Here is a 21,894-nt window from a genome sequence, read left to right as displayed (position 1 = left end):
GGAGCGTCAGGCGTGGTCGGCCAGGTGCGCGCCCCACACGTCGTAGGTGTCCCGGTAGCGGTGTTCCTCCGCTTCCGGGCGCCAGACCGACCGTGTCAGTTCCTCGGGGAAGTCCACCACGTCGACCCGTGCGTGGTCCGCCGCCACCGCGCACGACCGGCGGTTGAGCTCCCGCCCGTGCGCTCCTGCGGCGATCCGAGCGGGCCGGGACAGGCTCCCCGCGTTGTCGAGGGGCGGGATCGCTCCGACGAGGACCCGGGCTCCGGGCGGGAGCGCGTCGAGGAGCGCGGTGAGGGTGTCGCTGAGGTGCCGTTCCCAGGTGAGCGGCGACATCACCCGGAGGGCGTCCGTGATGCCGACCATGACGACGACGAGCTCACAGCCACGCAGGTGCTCGCGGTGTCCGTCCACCACGGTCGGCAGGTCCCGCACGCTCGACGACGGGGCGCTCGCGATGGACCACGACGTCCCGCGGCCACGCCGTGCGGTGCTGTGCCGGGCGAAGAACGCCGGCAGGGACAGCTCGTGGGTGCGCACGCCGAGGGAGAGCTCCCCGCGCTCGCCGAGGAACAGGACCCGTGTGACGTCCGATCCGACGACCGTTCCCTCCGCGGGGTCGTCCGGGTACACGTCCCACGCTGCGTCGGAACGACGGAAGAGGAACTCGCTGAACCGGCCGACGCGTGCCGGCAGCGTGACGGCGGATCGGACGGCCGTGCGGACTCGTGACATGGGTGCGCCGCCGTCGATCCCTGCGGCAGCGGGTGCGCCGCGCGTCGACGTCCTTCCGGCCAGCACCACGCTAGTCCTCGGGAATGTGGACCATCGGGGTACAGCGCCGCGCGACACGGTTCTGTGGAGGGGATGACGGGAATCGAACCCGCGTAGCCAGTTTGGAAGACTGGGGCTCTACCATTGAGCTACATCCCCGCGATCGCGCACGAGTCGCGACCCCACCACCATACCGGACGAACGACACCGCCATGATCCTGCCGCCGCCGGACGAGTCGTCGCAGCGCACGATCAAGCGCTCCCGGGTGCTCTCGTACGTGCTCGTCGCGGTCGCCGCGGTGGTGCTGTCCCTGCGCCCGGAACTGCTCGGCGACCCGCAGGCGCAGCCGTGGCACGCGCTGCTGCACGTGTGGCGGATCGTGGTCGGTCTGCTGCTCGGGGTCGCCGCGCTGGCCGTCCAGGTCATCGTCGGGGTGCGCTGGCGGCAGGGCCTCCGGAAGTCCGCGGACGACTGACTTCCCCACAACCGAGGGTCCTGCCGGGGATCGCGCATCGCGAGCCCGCTAGACTCATCGAGGTCGTGGGGCCGGACTCGTCCTGCCCGCGCGTCAACAGGCGCACACGACGATCCTGGCCCTCGTACCGGGGCGTAGCTCAGCTTGGTAGAGCGCCCGCTTTGGGAGCGGGAGGTCGCAGGTTCAAATCCTGTCGCCCCGACCAGGTCACATCGAACGTCAACCAACAGGAGAACATCCCTTGGCCACCAGCACCGTCGACAAGGTGAGCGACACCCGCGTCAAGCTCACCGTGAACGTGACGCCGGAAGATCTCAAGCCGAGCATCGACCACGCGTACAAGCACATCGCCGAGCAGATCAACATCCCCGGCTTCCGCAAGGGCAAGGTCCCGCCGGCGATCGTCGACCAGCGTGTCGGCCGCGGCGAGGTCCTGAACCACGCCGTCGGTGACGCCATCGACACCTTCTACCGCCAGGCGGTGGACGAGCAGGAGCTGCGCATCCTCGGCCGTGCCGAGGCCGACGTCGCCGAGCTCCCGAACGTCAAGGACTTCTCCGGCGACCTCGTCCTCACCTTCGAGGTGGACGTGCGTCCCGAGTTCGACCTGCCCGACTACGGCTCCATGGAGATCGAGGTCGACGCGGTCGAGGTCTCTGACGAGGAGATCGACGAGGAACTGCAGAACCTCCGCACGCGCTTCGGCACGCTCGTGACCGTGGACCGTCCGGCCAAGGTCGGCGACTTCGCGCAGCTCGATCTCACCGCCACCATCGGTGACGACGAGGTCGACTCGGCCACCGGCGTCTCCTACGAGATCGGCTCGGGCGACCTGCTCGAGGGCATCGACGAGGCGCTCGAGTCGCTCACCGCCGGCGAGTCCACCACCTTCGAGTCGAAGCTCGTCGGTGGCGACCGCGAGGGCGAGACCGCCCAGATCGCCGTGACCGTCACCGCCGTCAAGGAGCGCGAGCTCCCCGAGGCTGACGACGAGTTCGCCCAGATCGCCAGCCAGTTCGACACGCTCGACGAGCTCAAGGTCGACCTCAAGGAGCAGATCGCCAAGTCGAAGACCTTCGGCCAGGGCGCTGCCGCTCGCGACAAGCTCGTCGAGCAGCTCCTCGAGTCGGTCGAGATCCCGATCTCGGAGAAGCTCATCGAGGACGAGGTGCACCGTCACCTCGAGCAGGAGAACCGTCTCGAGGACGACGAGCACCGCAAGGAGGTCGCCGAGTCCAGCGAGAAGGCGTTCCGCTCGCAGATCCTGCTCGACTCCATCGCCGAGAAGGAGCAGATCCAGGTCTCGCAGGAGGAGCTCACGCAGTACCTCATCCAGGCCGCTGCCCAGTACGGCATGGAGCCCGCCGAGTTCATCAAGGTGATCGACCAGAACGGTCAGATCCCCGGCATGGTCGGCGAGGTCGCCCGCTCGAAGGCCGTCGCGACGGTCCTGTCGAAGGTCACCGTGAAGGACACGGCCGGCAACCCGGTCGACCTCTCCGCGTTCACCGCGGGTGTCGCCCAGGGCGACGACGTCGACGCGGACGAGACCGACGACGAGTCGGCCGAGGCCGACGCGAAGTAGTCGCGACCATCCTCACGAACGGGAGGCACGGTGCCAGCTGGCACCGTGCCTCCCGTTCGTGTTCCCGCACGTTCCGACCGTGTTCCCGGTCTGCCTGACCGCCGACAGCGAACACACGAGACCACGTGCGTTGCAACCGATAAGTTCGACAACAAGCGACAACTGAACGGGAGCTTTTCCATGGCCGAAGCAACACTGAACCCCAGTGTTTTTGACCGCCTTCTGAGAGACCGGATCGTGTGGCTCGGCTCCGAGGTCCGCGACGACAACTCGAACGAGATCGCAGCCAAGCTGCTGCTCCTCGCCGCCGAGGACCCTGAGAAGGACATCTACCTCTACATCAACTCGCCCGGTGGCTCGATCACCGCCGGCATGGCGATCTACGACACGATGCAGTTCGTGCCGAACGACATCGTCACGGTGGGCATCGGTCTCGCCGCGTCGATGGGGCAGTTCCTGCTCTCGTCCGGCACGCCCGGCAAGCGCTACATCACGCCGAACGCGCGCGTGCTCCTGCACCAGCCGTCCGGTGGCTTCGGTGGTACCGCCGCCGACATCCAGACGCAGGCGAAGGTCATCCTCGACATGAAGCAGCGGATGGCCGAGCTCACGGCTGAGCAGACCGGCAAGTCCATCGAGCAGATCCTCAAGGACAACGACCGCGACAACTGGTTCTCGGCACAGGAAGCCCTCGAGTACGGCTTCGTCGACCACCTGCGCGCCTCGTCCGCCGAGGTCGTCGGTGGTGGTGGCACCGTCAGCGACGGCGAGACCCCCACGCCGGCCGCCGAGCCCGACGCCCAGTCCTGATCCCCACCGAAGAAAAGGAAACGAGAATGCATCTCCCCATGCTCGGTGGCGCGCAGAACGTCCCGGCTCCCACCGACCGGTACATCCTCCCGAGCTTCGAAGAGCGCACGGCCTACGGCTACAAGCGGCAGGACCCGTACGCGAAGCTGTTCGAGGACCGCATCGTGTTCCTCGGCGTGCAGGTCGACGACGCGTCGGCTGACGACGTCATGGCCCAGCTGCTCGTGCTCGAGTCGATGGACCCGGACCGCGACATCGTGATGTACATCAACTCGCCCGGTGGCTCGTTCACCGCGATGACGGCGATCTACGACACGATGCAGTACATCCGCCCGCAGATCCAGACGGTCTGCCTCGGTCAGGCCGCATCGGCCGCGTCGGTGCTCCTCGCCGGCGGGACCCCGGGCAAGCGCCTGGCGCTCCCGAACGCCCGCGTGCTCATCCACCAGCCCGCTGTCCAGCAGGGTGGCGGCCAGGCGTCCGACATCGAGATCCAGGCGGCGGAGATCCTCCGCATGCGCACCTGGCTCGAGGAGACGCTGTCGAAGCACTCCAACAAGACGCCGGAGCAGATCAACCACGACATCGAGCGCGACAAGATCATGTCCGCGCAGGAAGCGGTGGAGTACGGCCTGATCGACCAGGTCCTCACCAGCCGCAAGAACCTGCCGGCGCTCGTCAAGTAGCGCGACACGACGACGGCCCCGTACCGGATCGGTACGGGGCCGTCGTCGTGTCCGGGGTGGTCCGGGTCAGCCCTCGTCGGGGTCGTCGGCGGCAGGCGCCGGGCGACGACGGACGAGCAGGAGCACGGCGACCGCCGCAGCCACGACGACGAGGCCGCCCGCGCCGATCCACAGGGCGTCGGACGCGGTGGACGACGTCGTGCCGGACTCGGTGCCCGTCGTGCTCGCGGCCGCTGACGACCCGCCCGCGTCCGCGGCACACGTCGGCGGTTCCGTGGAGCCCGCTGCGGGGGAGAACCCGGCGGGCGCGTCCCACGTGAAGTCGTACGAGTCCGAGACCGTGTGCCCGTCCGCGGAGATGATCTGCCACTCGACGGTGTACTCCCCGGAGTCGCCGAGTGCGGCGGCGGTGGTCATCGTCGGACCGTCCACGTCGACGCAGCCGTCCTCGAAGTACTCCCCGTCCGGGCCGACCACGCGGAAGGCGAACCCGGAGTCGGTGTCGCCGATGTCGAGCAGGCGGTCGTTCGTGGTGATCGCGAACGACTCTGGCAGCTCGGTCAGGGTGCTGTCGGCCGCCGGGGTGGCGGAGACGAGGTAGTTGTGCGCGCTGGCGGGGGCAGCGAGCCCGAGGACCGCGCTGCCCGCGATCGCGAGCGCCGCGGCGGACGCGGCCACGAGCCTCCCGGCCCGACCGCGCACGTCCGCCGGGCGCGAGGCCGTCTGCGTGCCCGACGTCACTTCGTGCTGCCGCGACGGCGTGACGCGGCGACCGAGACGACGAGCGCGACGGCGCCGAGGAGCAGGCCACCGAGGCCGAGGAACCGGCCGACCAGGTCGGGGTCCGCCGGAGCGGTGGAGGACGCAGTGGAGGCGGTGGTCGCCGCCGACTCGCCGGACTCGGTGGACTCCGTGGCGCCGTGGGCGTGCTCGTCCTCTGCGGTGTCCGCCGCGGTCAGCGTGATCGTGGGCGCCGGGTGATCGGGCTCGGCCTTGCCGGCCTCGGTCGTCTGGTCCCACTCGGTGGAGCCCTCCTCGCAGGTCTGCGAGACGGGCATCGCGACGGTGTCGCCGGCCTTGCCGTCCGGCAGGGCGAAGGAGAGCGCGAAGGTGTCGCGCTCGTCGGCGGGGAGCGGGGTCTTCGCGGTGTAGGTGACGCTCGTGACCCGCTCGGCCGCGGCTTCCGACTCGTCCTCGTCCGCCGCGGCACTGGGCGCCGTGTACGGCTCGGTCTCCTTCGTGATCGTCCAGTTCGGGTTGACCGTGGGCGTGACCTCGATGACGGACTCGGGGACGTGGAACCGGAGCTTCGTCGTGGGGGAACCGTCGCAGCCGTGCGGGACGGAGAACGTCACCGTGGTGTACGAGTTCGCCGCCGTCGAGGTGGCTTCCGCGCCGACGTGTGCGCTGGCAGCGGCCGCGGAGCCGAGGACGATCGCGGCGGCGACACCGAGGGTGGCGACGCCGCCGGTGGCGAGGCGCTTGTGCATGGTTCCTCCAGGAGCCGTTCTCTACAACTTGTAGAGCAACGGCGACCACGCTACCAGGCCGCCGACGCCGTGGGCGAACGCGGCCGGGGGTCCCGCGCTGTGTCGGCGGATGCGGTTAGGCTCGGTCCCACGACGACCTCGTGCACCGCACTGGCGGCGCGCGTCGACCAGGGAAGGCCGAGAGCATGGCACGCATCGGAGAGAGCGCCGACCTCCTGAAGTGCTCCTTCTGTGGGAAGAGCCAGAAGCAGGTACAGCAGTTGATCGCCGGCCCCGGCGTCTACATCTGTGACGAATGCGTCGAACTCTGCAACGAGATCATCGAGGAACGCCTCGCCGAAGCGGGGGAGGACACCGGCAGCGGCGAGTTCGACCTGCCGAAGCCCCGCGAGATCTTCGACTTCCTGCAGGAGTACGTCATCGGGCAGGACCCGGCCAAGCGTGCCCTCGCGGTGGCCGTCTACAACCACTACAAGCGCGTCCGTGCGCAGGGGCAGATCACCGCCGCCGAGGACCGCGACGACGTCGAGATCGCCAAGTCGAACATCCTGCTCATCGGTCCGACCGGCTGCGGCAAGACCTACCTGGCGCAGACCCTCGCGAAGCGCCTCAACGTGCCGTTCGCCGTCGCGGACGCCACCGCTCTGACCGAGGCCGGCTACGTGGGCGAGGACGTCGAGAACATCCTCCTCAAGCTCATCCAGGCCGCCGACTACGACGTCAAGCGCGCCGAGACCGGCATCATCTACATCGACGAGGTCGACAAGATCGCGCGGAAGGCCGAGAACCCCTCGATCACGCGCGACGTCTCCGGCGAGGGCGTCCAGCAGGCGCTCCTCAAGATCCTCGAGGGCACGGTCGCCTCCGTCCCGCCGCAGGGCGGCCGGAAGCACCCGCACCAGGAGTTCATCCAGATCGACACGACGAACGTCCTGTTCATCGTGGCCGGGGCGTTCGCCGGGCTCGAGGAGATCGTGTCCTCGCGCGTCGGCAAGCACGGCATCGGCTTCGGCGCGCAGCTGCACAGCCCGCTCGACCAGCAGGACCTGTACGCCGACGTCCTGCCGGAGGACCTGCACAAGTTCGGGCTCATCCCGGAGTTCATCGGTCGCCTGCCCGTCGTCACGACGGTGTCGAAGCTCGACCAGGCCGCGCTCATGCAGATCCTGACCGAGCCGAAGAACGCCCTCGTCCGGCAGTACCAGCGCATGTTCCAGATCGACGGCGTCGAGCTCGAGTTCGACCAGGGTGCGCTCGAGGCCATCGCGGACCTCGCCGTCCTGCGGCAGACGGGTGCTCGCGGCCTCCGGGCGATCATGGAAGAGGTCCTCGGGCCGATCATGTTCGACATCCCGTCGGACGACGACGTCGCTCGCGTGGTCATCAACCGGGCCACCGTGCTCGAGAACGCCGCGCCGACGATCGTCCCGCGGTCGCAGCCGAAGCGCGTCGAGAAGTCCGCGTAGCGGCGGCGACGGCAGCGGCGCACCGCCGTCGCCGCCGTCGCGCGGCCTACTCGAGCCCGCGGCCTACTCGAGCCCGCGGCGTCGCAGGAGCGGCCCGACCTCGGCGTCGCGGCCGCGGAAGGCGCGGTACGCCTCGAGCGGGTCCTTCGCCCCGCCGACGCCGAGCAGGAGACGGGCGAACCGCTCGCCGGCCTCGCGCGAGAGCCCGCCGTTGTCGCGGAACCACTCCACGGTGTCGGCGTCGAGCACCTCGCTCCAGATGTAGCCGTAGTACCCGGCGTCGTACCCGCCCGAGAACGTGTGCGCGAAGTACGTCGACGAGTAGCGGGGCGGGACGGCCGGGGCGTCGACGCCGGCGTCGGCCAGGGCCTGCCGTTCGAATGCCTCGACGTCGGTGACCGCGGCCGCTTCGGCAGCGGTGAGCCGGTGCCAGGCCTGGTCGAGCAGTGCGGCCGCCAGGTACTCGGTCGTGCCGAAGCCCTCGTTGAACCCCTCCGAGTCGCTGAGCCCGAGGACGAGTTCGGGCGGCATCGGCTCGCCGGTCTCGTGGTGCTTCGCGTAGTTCGCCAACACCGAGGGCCAGGTCACCCACATCTCGTTGACCTGCGACGGGAACTCGACGAAGTCACGCTCGACGTTCGTGCCGGAGAACCGCGGGTAGGTCGTGCGGGCGATCAACCCGTGCAGCGCGTGTCCGAACTCGTGGAACAGCGTCTCCACCTCGTCCTGCGTCAGGAGCGTGGCCGAACCCGCGGCGGGCTTCGGCACGTTGAGGTTGTTCACGACGACGGGGAGCGTGCCGAGCAGGTGCGACTGCTCCACGACGGGGTTCATCCACGCGCCGCCCCGCTTGCCGTCCCGCGTGTGCAGGTCGAGCAGGTACAGCCCCACGGGCTCGTCCTGCTCGTCGGTGACCTCGAACACGCGGACCTCGTCGTTGTAGCCACGGAGGTCGGGTCGTTCGGTGAACCGCAGGCCGTACAGGGCGGTGGCCGCGTGGAAGACGCCGTCGACCAGGACCCGGTCGGCTTCCAGGTAGGGGCGGAGCGTTCCGCTGTCGGCGGCGAACTGCTCACCGCGCAGGACCTCGGTGGCGTACGCCCAGTCCCACGACTCGACCTCGTACCCGACGGCCCGCGACCGCACCGCCCGCTCGTCGCGTGCGTTGGCGGTGGCGGCCGGCACGAGCGACGACAGCAGCCCGGCGACGGCGTCGGGGTCGCCGGCGGTCTCGTCGGCCGTGACGACCGAGGCGTGGTCGCGGAACCCGAGCAGCTCCGCGCGCTCGGCACGGAGGCGCACGATCCGCAGCAGGACGTCGCGGTTGTCGAAGGCGTTGCCGCGTCGTCCGCGGGAGAGCGACGCCTCCATGATCCGCTGTCGGAGCCCGCGGTCGGTGAGCGTGGCGAGCCAGGGGTGCCCGGTGTAGAGCGGCAGGGTGACGAGCCAGCCGTCCAGGCCGCGGTCGGCCGCTGCGGCGGCGGCCGCGGACAGTGCGCCGTCGTCGAGTCCGGCGAGCTCGGACTCGTCGGTGACGTGCACGGCCGCGTCGTTCGTGTCCTCGAGCAGGTTCCGCTCGAAGGTCGTCGTCAACGAGGAGAGCTCCTGGTTGACGGCGGTCAGTCGTTCCTTGCCGGCGTCGTCGAGTCCGGCGCCGGCGAGCGTCATCTCGGTCAGGGTGCGGTCGACGAGGCGTCGGTCCTCGTCCGACAGACCGGCAGCGTCCTCGAGGTCGTCGTGCACGGCCCGCACGCGCGCGTACAGGCGGGCGTCCAGCACGACGGCGTCACGGTGAGCGGCCAGGAGCGGGGACAGTTCGGCCTCGAGGTCGCGGAGCGCGTCGGTCGAGTCGGCCGAGGTGACGGTGGAGAAGACCATCTCGACCCGCTGCAGCAGCTGTCCGGACCGTTCGAGCGCGACGAGGGTGTTCTCGAACGTCGGCGGGTGCGGGTCGGTGGCGATCGCCTCCACCTCGGCGCGGTGCTCGGCCATCCCGGCGTCGAACGCCGGTCGGTAGTGCTCCGTCCGGACGTCGTCGAACGGCGGGAGGGCGTAGGGGAGAGTGCTCGGTTCGTCGAACGGAGTGGCCATCCCCACAACCTATCCACCGGCCCGTGTCAGGGCGTGGCGGCGTCGATGAGGACCGCGGCTGCGCGCCGGGCGTGGACGGCAGCGTCGGGGGTGCCGGCGATCGCGGCGGTCGTCTGTGCCCCTTCGGCGAGGAGTGCGAGCTGCGCGGCGAGCTCCTCGGCGCGCTCGACGTCGGAGACGGCCTGCACGGCGAGTTCGCTGACGAAGCGCTGGAACGACTCCTTGTGCTCCCGGGCGATGGCCGCGACGGCCGGCGAGGTCGCACCGAGCTCACCGAACGCGTTGATGAACCCGCACCCGCGGAACGTGTCGTCGCCGAACCACGACTCGAGGAAGTCGTAGACGGCGAGCATCTTCGCGCGCGGGCCCTCTGCGGAGTCGACGGCCGCGCGGATGCCCCGCTCCCAGAGCCCGTGCCGCCCGGTCAGGACGGCGGCGACGAGCTGGTCCTTGCCGGGGAAGGCGGCGTAGAGCTTCTTGAGCGAGACCCCGGCGGTCGTCCGGATCTCGTCCATGCCGACGGACTGGATGCCGCGCGCGTAGAACAGCGCATCGGCGGTGTCGACAATCCGTGCCGTCGTCTCCGGCTCGACCGTGCTCGTGGCCATGGGCACTCCGTCCGTCCACTGTCCGCCGGCCGGGGCCCGCGCCGGGAACGCTGGTTCTCCACTGTACGCCGCGGACGGTTCCCCCTGGGCTCCGCGTTCCCGTCAGTCTTCCGACCCCGCGTCGTCCGGGTCCGTCACCTGCGCGTGACCGAGCGGGTCGAGGTGGATCGACGTCCCGTCGTCCAGCTCGACCACGGGCTTGCCCTCCAGGAAGGTGAGCGTCCAGCGCCACGTCGACGCGTCGACCGATTGCGCCGCCAGGTCCTCCTCGACGCTGCGGACCGCGACGATCATCGTCTCGGGCAGCCGCGCGGGCGGCTCCGCACCGACGCTCCATCTCGTGCCCAACTGCATGTGTGCCTCCAGTCCGTGGGTGACGGGGACGCAGGACGCCCCGCCCGTGTCTCCACGGTAACGGGGCGTCCTCGGTGTCCGGGTCGCGGCCCGGGTGCTCCGACTAGGCCGAGGGCTGCTCGGCCAGCTCGATCTCGGTGACCGCGAACTCGTCGCCGTCCACGAAGGCGAGGTCCTGGATGCGGCCGACGGCCGCCAGGTCCACGGCCGCGCGCTCCACCAGTTCGCGGAGGTCCGCGGGCGCCTGCACGACGGCCCGGATGACGGGCGTCTTCTGGGACGCCTTCGCGGCCGTCTTCGCACCGCGGATGCCGATGAGCGCCTGCCCGACGGCGGCGAGCAGACCGGTCTCGGCCTGGTCGACCGGCAGGTCGGCACGCGTCGGCCAGGAGGCCCGGTGCACGCTGGTCTCGTGGGTCCAGGCCCAGACCTCCTCCGTCGCGTACGGGAGGAACGGGGCGAGCAGACGGAGCAGGACGTCGATCGCGCCGCGGAGCGCGAGCACCGCGCTCGCCTGGGTCTCGTGGGTCGCGTCCGCAGCGGTGCCGTACGCACGCTCCTTGACGAGCTCGAGGTAGTCGTCGCAGAAGGTCCAGAAGAACCGCTCGGTGATCTCGAGCGCACGGGCGTGGTCGTACCCGTCGAACGCCGCGGTGGCCTGGTCGACGACGGTGCCGAGTGCGGCGAGCATGTCGACGTCGAGGGCCTCGGTGACCTGGTGTGCGCCGGTCGGCAGCTCGAAGCCGTAGACGAACTTCGCGGCGTTGAGGACCTTGATCGCCAGACGACGGCCGACCTTGATCTGCTTCGGGTTCTGCGGATCGAAGGCCGCGTCGGTCCCGAGCTTCGACGAGGCCGCCCAGTACCGGACCGCGTCCGCACCGTGCTGCTCGAGGATCGACAGCGGCGTGACGACGTTGCCCTTCGACTTCGACATCTTCTTGCGGTCGGGGTCGACGATGAAGCCGGAGATCGAGGCGTTCGTCCACGGAACCACGTCGGCCTCGAGCTGGCTGCGGAGCACGGTCGTGAACAGCCAGGTCCGGATGATGTCCTGCGCCTGCGGGCGGACGTCGTACGGGTACACCAGGCCGTAGAGCTCGGGGTCGGTCTCCCACTTGCCGGCGAGCTGCGGGGTGAGGGACGAGGTCGCCCAGGTGTCCATCACGTCGAGCTCGCCCTGGAAGCCGCCGGGGACACCGCGCTGCGACTCGTCGTACCCGGGAGCCGGGTCGGACGACGGGTCCACGGGCAGCTGCGCCTCGGTCGGGACGATCGGCTGGTCGAAGACCGGGTTGCCGTCGGCGTCGAGCGGGTACCAGACCGGGATCGGCACGCCGAAGAAACGCTGGCGCGAGATGAGCCAGTCGCCGGACAGGCCACCGACCCAGTTCTCGTACCGGACCTTCATGAAGTCGGGGTGGAACGCGATCTGGTTCCCCCGTTCGAGCAGGGTCGCCTTGAGCTGCTCGTCGCGGGCCCCGTTGACGATGTACCACTGGCGGGTGGAGACGATCTCGAGCGGCTTGTCGCCCTTCTCGAAGAACTTGACCGGGTGGTTGATCGTCTTCACGTCGCCGACGAGCTCGCCGGACGCGGTGAGGGCGTCCACGACGACCTTCTTGGCGGAGAACACCGTCTTGCCGGCCATCTCGGCGTAGAGCGCCCGGCCCTCGGCGGACTCGATCCACGCCGGCTCCTCGGAGCGGATACGGCCGTCGAACCCGATCACGGAGCGGTTCGGCAGCTGCAGCTCGCGCCACCACACGACGTCGGTGGTGTCGCCGAACGTGCAGATCATCGCGATGCCGGCGCCCTTGTCCTTCTGCGCGAGGTGGTGCGCGAGCACCGGGACCTCGACGTCGAACAGCGGGGAGCGCACGGTCGTGCCGAACAGGTCCTGGAACCGCTCGTCGTCCGGGTGCGCGACGAGGGCGACACACGCCGGCAGGAGCTCGGGGCGCGTGGTCTGGATGACGACGTCACCGCTGCCGTCGGACTTGTGGAAGGCGAGGCCGTGGTACGCGCCCGGCATCTCCTTGTCCTCGAGCTCCGCCTGGGCGACCGCGGTGCGGAACGTCACGTCCCACAGGGTCGGGGCGTCGGCCTGGTAGGCCTCGCCGCGCTCGAGGTTGCGGAGGAAGGCGCGCTGGGCGCTGGCACGCGAGGTCGCGTCGATCGTGCGGTACGACTGCGTCCAGTCGACGGAGAGCCCGAGGGTGCGGAAGAGCTCCTCGAACTGCTGCTCGTCCTGGACGGTCAGCTGGTCGCAGAGCTCGATGAAGTTGCGACGCGAGATCGGCAGCTGGTCGGCGGCCTTGCTCGACTTGCCGTCGCCGCCCTCGAACGGCGGCGTGAAATCGGGGTCGTAGGGGAGCGACGGGTCGCACCGGACGCCGTAGTAGTTCTGCACGCGACGCTCGGTGGGGAGCCCGTTGTCGTCCCAGCCCATCGGGTAGAACACGTGCTTGCCCCGCATGCGCTCGTACCGGGCCTTGAGGTCGGTGTGCGTGTACGAGAACACGTGCCCGATGTGCAGCGAACCCGAAGCGGTCGGCGGCGGGGTGTCGATCGAGTAGACGGCGGACCGGTCACCGGCGGCGGCGCGGTCGAACCGGTAGGTGCCGTCCTGCTCCCACTGCGGTCCCCAGACCTGCTCGAGTCCGTCCACCGATGGCTTGTCGGGCATGGGCTTGGTCATGGCTGCGCCTTCCGTTCGTATGTGCGGCACCGAGTCCGTGATGAGGTGCCTGAGTGTCCCCGCGCTCGACGGGGTCCCTCCAGCGTAGTGGTCGCCCCGTCGCCACGAGCCCGACTGGTAGGCTTCCGGGGTTTGTCCGGCGAGCGCGGCTCGCAGGTCGCCAGTGTCGCCGCCTCGTCGGACGCCCGAAGGACGCACAGCACACCGGAGGAACGACTTGCCAGCGAACGATACATCGACGCAGCCGCACGGGGACCGCCCGTTGCGGACGAAGGGCGCCGCCAAGCGCGCCCGGCGGAAGCTCACCGAGGACGACGTCACCGTCGTCGAGGAGTCGCTGCTCAAGCGTGCCGTCGCCGCAGCAGCGCTCGGCAATGCCATGGAGTGGTTCGACTTCGGCATCTTCGCCTACCTGACCGTCACCATCTCGAAGGTGTTCCTGCCGGCGGGCGACCCGACCTCGAACCTGGTCGCCACGTTCGGCTTCTTCGCCGCCGCGTTCATCGTCCGCCCGATCGGTGGCGCGGTGTTCGGCCCGATCGGCGACAAGATCGGCCGGCAGAAGGTCCTCGCGCTGACGATGATCCTGATGGCCGCGGGCACGCTGATGATCGGCCTGATCCCGTCCTACGACACGATCGGCTTCTGGGCGCCGGTGCTGCTGCTCGTCGCGCGGTTCGTGCAGGGCTTCTCGACGGGTGGTGAGTACGGCGGTGCCGCGACGTTCATCGCGGAGTACTCGCCCGACAAGCGCCGCGGTTTCATGGGCTCGTGGCTCGAGTTCGGCACGCTCGCCGGCTACGTGCTCGGCGCCTCGATCGTCACGGTCCTGCAGTACGCGATGCCCGAGGACGCCCTGCTGAGCTGGGGCTGGCGCATCCCGTTCATCGTGGCCGGGCCGCTCGGCCTCATCGGGCTGTACCTGCGGCTCAAGCTGGAGGAGACCCCGGCATTCCAGAAGCAGCAGGAGCAGGCTGCCGAGCGCGAGTCGCAGAAGACCCCGTTCCTCAAGCTCTTCGCCGAGAACTGGCGCTCGCTCATCGTCTGCATCGGCCTCGTCCTGGTCTTCAACGTGACCGACTACATGCTCCTGTCGTACATGCCGACCTACCTCGAGACGAACCTCGGGCAGAACGCCACGTTCGGCCTCATCCTCATCGTCATCGTGATGATCCTCATGATGGTCGTCATCACGTTCGGCGGACGGCTGTCGGACCGGTTCGGTCGTCGCCCCGTGCTCGCCGCGGGATGCATCGGGTTCATCCTGCTGTCCTGGCCGGCGCTGAAGCTCGTGCAGACCGGCACCGGCCCCGGCGTCTTCGCCGGCCTGCTCATCCTCGGTCTGGTCCTGGTGACGTTCACGTCGACCATGCCGTCGACGCTCCCGGCGCTGTTCCCGACGATCATCCGCTACGGCGCGCTGGCCATCGCGTTCAACGTGTCGGTCTCCCTCTTCGGTGGCACGACGCCGCTGGCGACGCAGGCGCTCATCGCCGGGGCGAAGGACGCCGGCTTCGGCTGGGCCGAGGACATCCCGGCCTTCTACCTCATGCTCGCCGCCCTGATCGGGCTGGTCGCCGTGTACTTCACGAAGGAGACGGCGAGCTCACCGCTCATGGGCTCCGGCCCGACGGTTGCCCACGAGGACGAGGTCGCCGACGTCATCGCGGAGTACGACGACCCGACCTCGGAGCTCGCGCAGTCCGACTGGGCGAAGGACTTCTCGACGAGCCAGTTCCCGGTCGTCCCTGAGGACGGCAGCGCCCCAGGATCGCGCCAGGAGCAGGCACCCGCCGGTTCCTGACCCGCCGACCACCCGGCCGGGAGGCCCGTCCTGCGTCCGCAGGGCGGGCCTCCCTCGCGGATCGTCCTCTGCCCCTGACGAGTCGGGGCGGTCCCGGCCGCTCCGGGAGCCCGGGTCAGGCGGGCTCGGTGGGGCCGGCGGTGAGCCGTTCGGCGGCGCGGACGAGTCTCTCGGTGACCGGATGGGTCGGACGGGCGAGGACCTCGTCGGCGGGACCGGACTCGACAACAGTGCCGTCGTGCACGACGAGCACGTCGTCGGCCAGGCGACGGACGGCCCGGAGGTCGTGCGACACGAACACCATCGCGACACCGGTCTCGTCCCGGAGCCGTTCGAGCAGTGTCAGCACGGCGTCCTGCACGGTCGCGTCGAGGGCGGTGACGGGCTCGTCGAGCACCATCACCTCGGGCTCGGTCGCGAGGGCCCGGGCGATCGCGAGCCGCTGCCGCTGCCCGCCGGACAGGGTGCGCGGGGAGCGACGCCGGAGCGCGGGGTCGAGCCCGACCTGCCGGAGCGCCGTCGCCACCCGGTCGCCGAGGGGTCCGGTCGCGCGCCGAGCCCGGCCGCCGGTGAGCGCGTCCGCGAGGACCCGGTCGACGTCCCACCGTTCGTCGAACGTCGCGCCGGGGTCCTGTACGACCGCGGCGATCCGCGGGCGACGATGGCGGCGGTCCCGTTCGGGCAGCGGCGCCCAGGGCTCGCCGCCGAGGTCGACCGCGCCGTCGTCGGGCGTCTCGAGCCCGAGGAGCATCCGCGCCACGGTCGTCTTGCCGGAACCCGAGGCCCCGACGATGCCGAGCACCCGACCACGGTCGACCCGGAGCGACACCTCGCGGACCGCCGGGACCCCGGCGTAGGTCCGGCGGAGTGCATGCGCCGCGAGCACGGGGGTCTCGACGGGACGGCCGGCAGCTGCGGCATCGGCGATCACGACGCCTGCGGCCCGGACGTCGCCACCGCGGACGCCGGCGGTCGGACCGCCGCGCAGGGGGCCGTCAGCCGTCCGCGCCGCCCGGACGAGTGCGCGCGTCGCCTCGTGCCGGGGTGAACCGAGCACGTCCGCGGTCCGCCCGTCCTCGACGACCCGTCCGCCGTGCATCACGACGACCCGGTCGGCCCACCCCGCGACGAGCCCGAGGTCGTGCGTCACGACGAGCACCCCGGTGCCGCGCAGCTGCGCCGCGCGGAGCTGCTCCATCACGGTGAGGGCGATGCCGGCGTCGAGCGCGGTCGTCGGCTCGTCGGCGACGAGCAGCCCGGGGTCCGCGATCGTGGCCGCGGCGATGAGCGCACGCTGCCGCATCCCGCCGGACAGTGTCCCGGCTGTGCGCCCCTCCGTGGCGAGCGCGGGGTCGAGTCCGACCGCCTCGAGCGCCGCTCCCACGGCGTCGACACGCTCGCGAGCGGTCAGGTCGGTGTGCAGCCGGAGTGCGTCGGCGACCTCCCGCCCGACGGGACGGAGCGGGTCCAGGGCGCCGAGGGCCTCCTGGCCGACGTAGCCGACGAGGCGTCCCCGGACGTCGCGCCACCGCCGATCGGACAACGCTCGGACATCGCGCCCGGCGAGCACGAGCCGGCGGGCGCCGATGCGGACGCCGTCCGCGGAGAGCCCGAGCGCAGCCCGGACGGTGACCGACTTGCCGGAACCGGAGGCGCCGACCAGGGCGACCAGCTCACCCGGGGCGACGTGGAGGTCGACGTCCTCGACGAGCGTCGTCGTCCCGACGGTGGCAGCGAGCCCCGCGACGTCGAGGACGGGCTCGGCGGTCCCGGCGCTGCTCACCGAGCATCCCCACGTCGGCGGAGCGCCCGACCGAGCACCGTCACCGCGGTCGCGAGGACGACGATCGCGAGGCCCGGGAACGTGCTCATCCACGGGGCCGTCTGCAGGTAGGTGCGGCCGTCGGCGAGCATGGCGCCCCACTCCGGCGCGGGTGGCGGTGTCCCGACGCCGAGGTAGCTCAGGGCCGATGCCCACACCACCGCCTGACCGATGCCGAGCGTGCCGACGGCGATGATCGGCCAGAGGGCGGCGGGCAGCACGTGGCGGAACACGATCGCGGCGGGGGAGCGGCCGAGGAGCACGGCGGTCTCGACCACCTGCGACGCCCGCGCGGTCCGGACCAGCCCCCGCACGATCCGGGCGTACCCCGGCGCGGTCGCGAACCCGACGGCGAGCATGGCCGGCACCGGACCCGGGCCGGTCACCGCGATGACGACGAGCGCGACGAGCAGCAGCGGCAGCGCGAAGGCGACCTCGGTCACCCGACCGACGACTGCGTCGACCACCCGTCCACCGAGCCCGGCCAGGACGCCGAGCAGCACGCCGGTCACGCCGCCGACGAGCGTGGCGACGACGCCGACCAGGAGCGACGCCCGCGTCCCCGCGACGACCCGCGCCAGGACGTCCCGCCCCGACTCGTCGGTGCCGAACGGACGACCCGGGCCTGGTGGCAAGAGGGCCTCGGCCGGGGAGACCGCCAGCGGGTGCGCGCCGCCGAGCAGCGCCGGCCACAGGGCGGCGACCACCGCGACCGCCACCACGGCGGCCGCGATGGTGCCTGCCGGCCCGAGCGTCCCCCCACGGAATCGCTCGGACCGGCGTCCGGCGCGTGCGCCGAACGTCTCGGACGGCCTGGTCGGCGTGCCGCCGGACCTGCCGTCGGGGTCGGTGCCGGGTCCGGGAGCGACCGGCTCGGTGCCGGACGGGAGGCCCGGGTCGAGGATGCCGCTCACCGTGCCTCCGCCTCGCCGCCGCGCGGGTCGACTGCGCGCTCGACGAGGTCGGCCACGGCGAGCACGACGACGTACGCCGCCGCCGACACGAGCGCGATCCCTGCGACGAGCGGCATGTCCCGCTGCGTCACCGCGGTCACGAGTGCCCGGCCTATCCCGGGGAGCGCGAACACCGACTCGACGACGACGGCCCCGGACACGAGCGACCCGAAGGCCCAGGCGGACAGGGCGATCCCGGGGAGTGCGGCGTGCCGGAGCAGGTGCCGACCGAACAGTCCGGCACGGGACTCGCCCCGACCCCGGGCGGCCAGCGCGAAGGCGGACCGCTGCGCGTCCACCACGCCGTCGCGGATCGTCTCGGCCAGGTACCCGGCGACCGGCACCGCGACGACGAGCACTGGCAGGACCCAGCCGCGCAGCGTGCCGTCGCTCACGGCGGGCACCCACCCCAGGGAGCTGGCGAACACCACGATGAGCACGCTGCCGAGCCAGAAGTGCGGCATCACGCTGGCGGTGACGGCCAGGCCGGTGGTCAGCAACGCCGCTGTCCGGCCTCGTTGCGTCGACCACCACGCGGCCACGACCGCCAGCAGCCAGGCGACCCCGAGCCCGGCGACCGCGAGGGTCAGCGTCACGGGCAGTTCCTGCGCGAGGAGCGTCGACACCGGCGTCCGGAAGGCGTACGAGTCCCCGAGCTGCCCCGCCGCCAGACGGCCGAGGAACACCAGGTACTGCACGAGGACGGGCTGGTCGAGCCCGTACTCGGACCGCACCTGGGCCACCGCCTCGGCCGACGCCTGGGACCCCGGCCCGCCGAGGATCGCGAGGGCGGGGTCCCCCGGGATGAGACGGATCGCGACGAACACGATCGTGGCGACGGCCCAGAGCACCCCGATGCCGCCGAGGACGCGGCGCACCGTCCAGCGCACCCAGCCCGCACGGGCGGGCTGGCGTGCCGGCCGGGCACCGGACCCCTCCCCACCGGCACGGCCTGTCGGCCGCTGGCGCGTCCGCCGGGAACCGGCGGCGTGGGCCCAAATGCGACGCAAGGAGATCAGCGCGCGATCCACGCCGTGCCGAACCACGGCGTCGAGACCGACGTGGTCGAGATGCCGTGGACGGCCGAGCGGTACAGGAAGTGGTTCTGCTGGTCGTAGAGCGGCAGGACCGTCCGGCTCTCGAGGATCGTCCGTTGTGCCTGCTCGACCAGCTCCGCTCGCTCGTTCGCGTCCGAGGTCTGCGACGCCTTCTCGAGCAGTTCGTCGAGGGCCGGGTCGTCGAGCTGCGCCAGGTTCGCGAAGTAGCCCGACGGTGCCGGGGTGATCGAGGCGGAGTCGTACAGGATGCGGAGGACGTCCGGGCCGACCTTCGTGTACGGGGCGCTGACGACGTCGTACTGGTTCTCCGCGAGTGCCGCGTACCAGCTCGACAGGTCGAGTTCTTGCAGCCGGACCTCGATGCCGACCTCGGCTTCGGACGCCTGGATCTGCTGGAACAGGCTGCGCTCGGCGGGGACGGACTGGTTCGTCGACACCGGGAACGTGACGGTCAGGGTCTTCCCGTCCTTCTCGCGGACGCCGTCGCTGTTGGTCTTCCAGCCGGCCTCGTCGAGCAGACGCTTCGCCTCGGCCGGGTCGTACGCGAACAACGACTCGTCCGAGTACGACGTCGGCTCGACGCTCGACAGCACGGAGTACGAGCGCTTCGCGGTGCCGAGGAAGAGCGACCGCAGGCCCGGGTCGATCTCGGCAGCCGCGATGAACGCCTCGCGGACAGACTCGTCGCGGAAGACGCCGTGGCCCGAGTTCAACTCGAGACGGTTCGACGCACCCGGGCGGGGAGCGTCGAGGTCGCGGATGCTGCCCTTCGCCGAGGCTGCCTTGAGCTGGTCGGGCTGGGCGTTGTCGATGACGTCGACCTGGCCGGACTGCAGGGCCGCGTACCGCGAGGTCGAGTCGGGCAGGAACCGCCAGGTGAGTCCGTCCAGGCGCGGCTCGGTGGACGACCCGGCGAGCGGCGTGTACGCCGTGTTCCGTTCGAGCGTGACGCGGTCGCCGTGCTTCCACCCGGTGACCGCGAAGGGGCCGGTGCCGACAGGGGACTCGCAGTTCGTCGCCTGCTTCCGCTGGAGCGCCTTCGGGGACTCCATACCGACCCACGGCTGCGAGAACGACTCGAGCAGTGCGGCGTCGGGACGGCTGAGGGACAGCGTCACCGTGTGGTCGTCGGTGGCGGTCGCCTTCTCGATCGACTGCAGGGCGAGGTACCCGGTGCTCGAGGCCGTGGCCGGGTCCTGCACGTGCTCGATGTTCGCGACCACAGCCGCGGCGTCGAAGGGGGTGCCGTCGGTGAAGGTGACGTCGTCGCGGAGCGTGAACGTGAGGACCTTCCCGTCGTCGCTCGTCGTCCACTTCTCGGCGAGCTCGGGCGTCGGCCGCCCGTCGTCGTCGAGCCCGACCAGTTCCTCGATGTACTGCGTCGCCAGCAGCGCCTGGGGGTAGTTGCCGCCGACGTGCGGGTCCAGGCAGGTCGGCTCGGCGTCGCCGGAGGCGTAGGTGAGCGTGCCGCCGCTGACGGGCGTGCTGCTGTCCCCGGCGGCACCGTCGCCGGAGCACGCGGTGACGGCCAGGAGGATCGTGGCCGCGCCGGCGACGCCGGTCACGATGCGCCGCAGCGCCGGGCTTTTCTGTACTGGGTCCAAGATCATGGCTGGCCGAGTCTAGCGCTTTACTGGAGGCATGGACGAACCGATCCGCCGCGGTGGGCGACCGCGCCGCTCGAGCGCCGAGGTGCTCGCGGACGCCGCCGCCGAGCTCTTCCTGGAGCAGGGCTACGGACGGACCACGGTGGACCAGATCGCCGCCCGTGCCGGGGTGAGTCGGGCCACCTTCTTCAACTACTTCACCGCCAAGTCCGACGTCATGTGGCTCGACCTCGACGCAGCGGTCGCTGACCTGCCGCGGCACCTGGCGTCCTCGACCGAGTCGAGCGCCGTCCGTGCCGTCGAGGAGGCCCTGCTCGCCGCCGCCCGGGCGCACGACCCGGAGCGCGTGCCCTGGGCGATCGCGCAGGCCGAGGTGATGGACGTCGGCGACGGACTCGTCGCGAGCGTCGCCACCCGGGTGACCGCGCAGCACCAGGCGGTCGCGTCCTTCGTCGCCGGTCGGACCGGGGAGCACGCGGGGTCGCTGTGGCCGCAGACCGTGGCGGGCGCGATGCTCGGTGCCGCCGCCGCGGCGTTCGGGGTGTGGGTGCGGGACGGCGTCGCGCGACGGCCGCTCGTCGAGTACGTCGCCGCCGCGCTGACGCCCGTGGTCGCGGGGCTCGACGCGCGCTGACGGCACCGGTCTGGCCGCACCGGTCCGCTGTCGCCGGTCCGGCCGTGCCGGAACGAGGTGCCGGTCCGGCACGGCCGGGTCGAGGCCGCAGGCGGCAGACGGCAGACGGCAGACGGCAGGCGGTAGGCGGTAGGCGGTAGGCCGACCCTGTCCGGGCCGCGCCGGAGCACCGGTCTGCCCGCCCCGGTCCGCTGGTAGGTTCGGGATGCGCCGTCCGAGGGGGACGGCCACCGACATCAGGGGGACCCGTGTCCGACACACCCGATCAGCAGCAGCTGTCGTCGTCCGGACCGGGTCCGGATCCGGACCACACCGGAGGGCCGGACGGTCTGTCGGACCGCGGGCAGGGCCTCCCGGCCGACCAGGGCCAGGTGCCCCCGGCACCGCAGTGGACCGGCGGGCGGGACGCGCGCACCGGGGTTCCGCAGGATCCGGCGCCCCCGGCGCCGCAGGTCCCCGGGCAGCAGTACCCGGGCGGCCCGCAGCAGCCCTGGCAGGGTCCGGGCGCCCCGGTCGCGCAGCCCGGCGGTGCCGCGGCGTTCGGGACCCAGCCCCCGCAGCAGTCCCGTGGTCGCCGAGCGCTCGTCACCATCGCGGGCATCCTGGCGTTCGTCGTCGCCGCCGCGCTGGTCCGCTGGGGCTTCGCCTCGTTCGGTGGTCCGTCCAAGCAGGAGCTCGTCGACGAGGGTGTCGCCAAGATCTCCGAGCAGACCACGTTCCCGCGGCAGGTCGACGAGATCACGACGTGGACCGGGGTCGAGGCCGAGGACGAGGCCATCCACTACCGCTACCGGGTGGACGCCGACCCGGCCGCCGTCTCCGAACGCACGATCCGTGACTCGGTGCTGTCGAACCTCTGCTCGACGGACGCGACCCGCGACATCCTCGAGGAGGACATCGCGATGCGGTACTCCTACGTCTTCACCGGCTCTGACCAGACCGTCGACCTGGAGTTCACGAACGACGACTGCTGACCGT

19 protein-coding genes and 2 tRNA genes are annotated in these 21,894 nt (G+C 71.3%); 9 read left to right on the top strand and 12 right to left on the bottom strand.

Annotation, left to right across the window (positions count from 1 at the left end; all coding sequences use genetic code 11):
- Nucleotides 1-6 precede the first annotated feature (6 nt).
- Nucleotides 7-732 carry a GDSL-type esterase/lipase family protein gene (locus DEJ16_RS00760; RefSeq protein ID WP_110823809.1) on the bottom strand — a complete coding sequence of 242 codons (726 nt, stop codon included), beginning with the start codon at nt 730-732 and terminating at the stop codon, nt 7-9.
- A gap of 124 nt (nt 733-856) precedes the next feature.
- Nucleotides 857-930, bottom strand: a tRNA-Gly gene (locus DEJ16_RS00755).
- A gap of 53 nt (nt 931-983) precedes the next feature.
- Here DEJ16_RS00755 and DEJ16_RS00750 point away from each other — a divergent pair.
- From DEJ16_RS00750 to DEJ16_RS00730, 5 genes are all read left to right on the top strand, one after another.
- On the top strand, nt 984-1,247 hold the full coding sequence (locus tag DEJ16_RS00750) for a hypothetical protein (RefSeq protein WP_110823810.1): 264 nt from the start codon (nt 984-986) through the stop codon (nt 1,245-1,247).
- Nucleotides 1,248-1,375: 128 nt separating this feature from the next.
- Nucleotides 1,376-1,452: transfer RNA gene (locus tag DEJ16_RS00745), tRNA-Pro, on the top strand.
- A gap of 36 nt (nt 1,453-1,488) precedes the next feature.
- Nucleotides 1,489-2,832, top strand: a complete 1,344-nt coding sequence (gene tig / locus DEJ16_RS00740; RefSeq protein WP_110823811.1) for a trigger factor — start codon at nt 1,489-1,491, stop codon at nt 2,830-2,832.
- Nucleotides 2,833-3,012: 180 nt separating this feature from the next.
- Nucleotides 3,013-3,642, top strand: a complete 630-nt coding sequence (locus tag DEJ16_RS00735; RefSeq protein ID WP_110823812.1) for an ATP-dependent Clp protease proteolytic subunit — start codon at nt 3,013-3,015, stop codon at nt 3,640-3,642.
- Between the two features lie 26 nt (nt 3,643-3,668).
- Nucleotides 3,669-4,328, top strand: a complete 660-nt coding sequence (locus DEJ16_RS00730; protein WP_110823813.1) for an ATP-dependent Clp protease proteolytic subunit — start codon at nt 3,669-3,671, stop codon at nt 4,326-4,328.
- Nucleotides 4,329-4,394: 66 nt separating this feature from the next.
- On the opposite strand, the gene DEJ16_RS00725 is transcribed toward DEJ16_RS00730, so the two are convergent.
- Nucleotides 4,395-5,006: a copper resistance CopC family protein gene (locus DEJ16_RS00725; RefSeq protein WP_258365727.1), complete on the bottom strand. Its 612-nt coding sequence runs from the start codon at nt 5,004-5,006 to the stop codon at nt 4,395-4,397.
- Between the two features lie 59 nt (nt 5,007-5,065).
- Entirely contained in the window at nt 5,066-5,818 is a 753-nt protein-coding gene (locus DEJ16_RS00720; RefSeq protein WP_110823814.1) for a YcnI family protein, read from the bottom strand.
- 185 nt (nt 5,819-6,003) lie between these two features.
- Between DEJ16_RS00720 and clpX the strand changes: the two genes are divergently transcribed.
- Nucleotides 6,004-7,284, top strand: a complete 1,281-nt coding sequence (clpX, locus tag DEJ16_RS00715; RefSeq protein WP_110823815.1) for an ATP-dependent Clp protease ATP-binding subunit ClpX — start codon at nt 6,004-6,006, stop codon at nt 7,282-7,284.
- Between the two features lie 63 nt (nt 7,285-7,347).
- Here the strand turns inward: clpX and DEJ16_RS00710 are convergent, their stop codons facing one another.
- From DEJ16_RS00710 to valS, 4 genes are all read right to left on the bottom strand, one after another.
- Entirely contained in the window at nt 7,348-9,375 is a 2,028-nt protein-coding gene (locus DEJ16_RS00710; RefSeq protein WP_110823816.1) for a M3 family metallopeptidase, read from the bottom strand.
- Between the two features lie 26 nt (nt 9,376-9,401).
- Complete coding sequence (locus DEJ16_RS00705) at nt 9,402-9,983, bottom strand: TetR/AcrR family transcriptional regulator (protein WP_110823817.1); 582 nt, start codon at nt 9,981-9,983, stop codon at nt 9,402-9,404.
- A gap of 102 nt (nt 9,984-10,085) precedes the next feature.
- Nucleotides 10,086-10,337 carry a hypothetical protein gene (locus tag DEJ16_RS00700; protein WP_110823818.1) on the bottom strand — a complete coding sequence of 84 codons (252 nt, stop codon included), beginning with the start codon at nt 10,335-10,337 and terminating at the stop codon, nt 10,086-10,088.
- Nucleotides 10,338-10,440: 103 nt separating this feature from the next.
- The gene (valS, locus tag DEJ16_RS00695) at nt 10,441-13,038 is read right to left on the bottom strand and encodes a valine--tRNA ligase (RefSeq protein WP_258365726.1); all 2,598 of its coding nucleotides are present in this window, start codon (nt 13,036-13,038) and stop codon (nt 10,441-10,443) included.
- Nucleotides 13,039-13,255: 217 nt separating this feature from the next.
- Between valS and proP the strand changes: the two genes are divergently transcribed.
- On the top strand, nt 13,256-14,842 hold the full coding sequence (gene proP, locus DEJ16_RS00690; protein ID WP_258365725.1) for a glycine betaine/L-proline transporter ProP: 1,587 nt from the start codon (nt 13,256-13,258) through the stop codon (nt 14,840-14,842).
- A gap of 115 nt (nt 14,843-14,957) precedes the next feature.
- Here proP and DEJ16_RS00685 read toward each other — a convergent pair whose 3' ends face one another.
- The 4 genes from DEJ16_RS00685 to DEJ16_RS00670 all read right to left on the bottom strand — a co-directional run bounded on the left by DEJ16_RS00685 (nt 14,958) and on the right by DEJ16_RS00670 (nt 20,285).
- Nucleotides 14,958-16,625 carry an ABC transporter ATP-binding protein gene (locus DEJ16_RS00685; protein ID WP_181419397.1) on the bottom strand — a complete coding sequence of 556 codons (1,668 nt, stop codon included), beginning with the start codon at nt 16,623-16,625 and terminating at the stop codon, nt 14,958-14,960.
- Nucleotides 16,622-17,578 (bottom strand): ABC transporter permease, encoded by a 957-nt coding sequence (locus tag DEJ16_RS00680; protein ID WP_258365724.1) that lies wholly within the window; start codon nt 17,576-17,578, stop codon nt 16,622-16,624. Before DEJ16_RS00680 ends, DEJ16_RS00685 begins: the two co-directional genes overlap by 4 nt.
- Nucleotides 17,575-18,495, bottom strand: coding sequence for an ABC transporter permease (locus tag DEJ16_RS00675; RefSeq protein WP_258365723.1), 921 nt, complete (start codon nt 18,493-18,495; stop codon nt 17,575-17,577). The genes DEJ16_RS00680 and DEJ16_RS00675 overlap by 4 nt, the downstream gene beginning before the upstream one ends.
- Nucleotides 18,496-18,632: 137 nt before the next feature.
- Nucleotides 18,633-20,285, bottom strand: a complete 1,653-nt coding sequence (locus tag DEJ16_RS00670) for an ABC transporter substrate-binding protein (protein WP_110823822.1) — start codon at nt 20,283-20,285, stop codon at nt 18,633-18,635.
- Nucleotides 20,286-20,316: 31 nt separating this feature from the next.
- On the opposite strand from DEJ16_RS00670, the gene DEJ16_RS15610 reads away from it, so the two are divergent.
- Together DEJ16_RS15610 and DEJ16_RS00660 are read left to right on the top strand one after the other, a co-directional pair.
- Entirely contained in the window at nt 20,317-20,916 is a 600-nt protein-coding gene (locus tag DEJ16_RS15610; RefSeq protein WP_181419396.1) for a TetR/AcrR family transcriptional regulator, read from the top strand.
- Between the two features lie 248 nt (nt 20,917-21,164).
- Nucleotides 21,165-21,890 (top strand): hypothetical protein, encoded by a 726-nt coding sequence (locus DEJ16_RS00660; protein WP_110823823.1) that lies wholly within the window; start codon nt 21,165-21,167, stop codon nt 21,888-21,890.
- Nucleotides 21,891-21,894: the final 4 nt, after the last annotated feature.

The sequence above is a fragment of the Curtobacterium sp. MCJR17_055 genome, assembly GCF_003224335.1.
GTDB lineage: Bacteria > Actinomycetota > Actinomycetes > Actinomycetales > Microbacteriaceae > Curtobacterium.
Note: the sequence above shows the minus strand (reverse complement) of the source record. Positions and strands in the feature narration are given on the sequence as shown.

Excerpts from the sequence above, each read along its gene's own strand:
- DEJ16_RS15610 (WP_181419396.1), top strand. The coding sequence starts at position 20,317 with ATGGACGAACCGATCCGCCGCGGTGGGCGACCGCGCCGCTCGAGCGCC.
- DEJ16_RS00720 (WP_110823814.1), bottom strand. The coding sequence starts at position 5,818 with ATGCACAAGCGCCTCGCCACCGGCGGCGTCGCCACCCTCGGTGTCGCC.
- DEJ16_RS00710 (WP_110823816.1), bottom strand. The coding sequence starts at position 9,375 with ATGGCCACTCCGTTCGACGAACCGAGCACTCTCCCCTACGCCCTCCCG.
- DEJ16_RS00700 (WP_110823818.1), bottom strand. The coding sequence starts at position 10,337 with ATGCAGTTGGGCACGAGATGGAGCGTCGGTGCGGAGCCGCCCGCGCGG.
- DEJ16_RS00760 (WP_110823809.1), bottom strand. The coding sequence starts at position 732 with ATGTCACGAGTCCGCACGGCCGTCCGATCCGCCGTCACGCTGCCGGCA.
- DEJ16_RS00730 (WP_110823813.1), top strand. The coding sequence starts at position 3,669 with ATGCATCTCCCCATGCTCGGTGGCGCGCAGAACGTCCCGGCTCCCACC.
- valS (WP_258365726.1), bottom strand. The coding sequence starts at position 13,038 with ATGACCAAGCCCATGCCCGACAAGCCATCGGTGGACGGACTCGAGCAG.
- DEJ16_RS00670 (WP_110823822.1), bottom strand. The coding sequence starts at position 20,285 with ATGATCTTGGACCCAGTACAGAAAAGCCCGGCGCTGCGGCGCATCGTG.
- DEJ16_RS00750 (WP_110823810.1), top strand. The coding sequence starts at position 984 with ATGATCCTGCCGCCGCCGGACGAGTCGTCGCAGCGCACGATCAAGCGC.
- DEJ16_RS00735 (WP_110823812.1), top strand. The coding sequence starts at position 3,013 with ATGGCCGAAGCAACACTGAACCCCAGTGTTTTTGACCGCCTTCTGAGA.
- clpX (WP_110823815.1), top strand. The coding sequence starts at position 6,004 with ATGGCACGCATCGGAGAGAGCGCCGACCTCCTGAAGTGCTCCTTCTGT.
- DEJ16_RS00705 (WP_110823817.1), bottom strand. The coding sequence starts at position 9,983 with ATGGCCACGAGCACGGTCGAGCCGGAGACGACGGCACGGATTGTCGAC.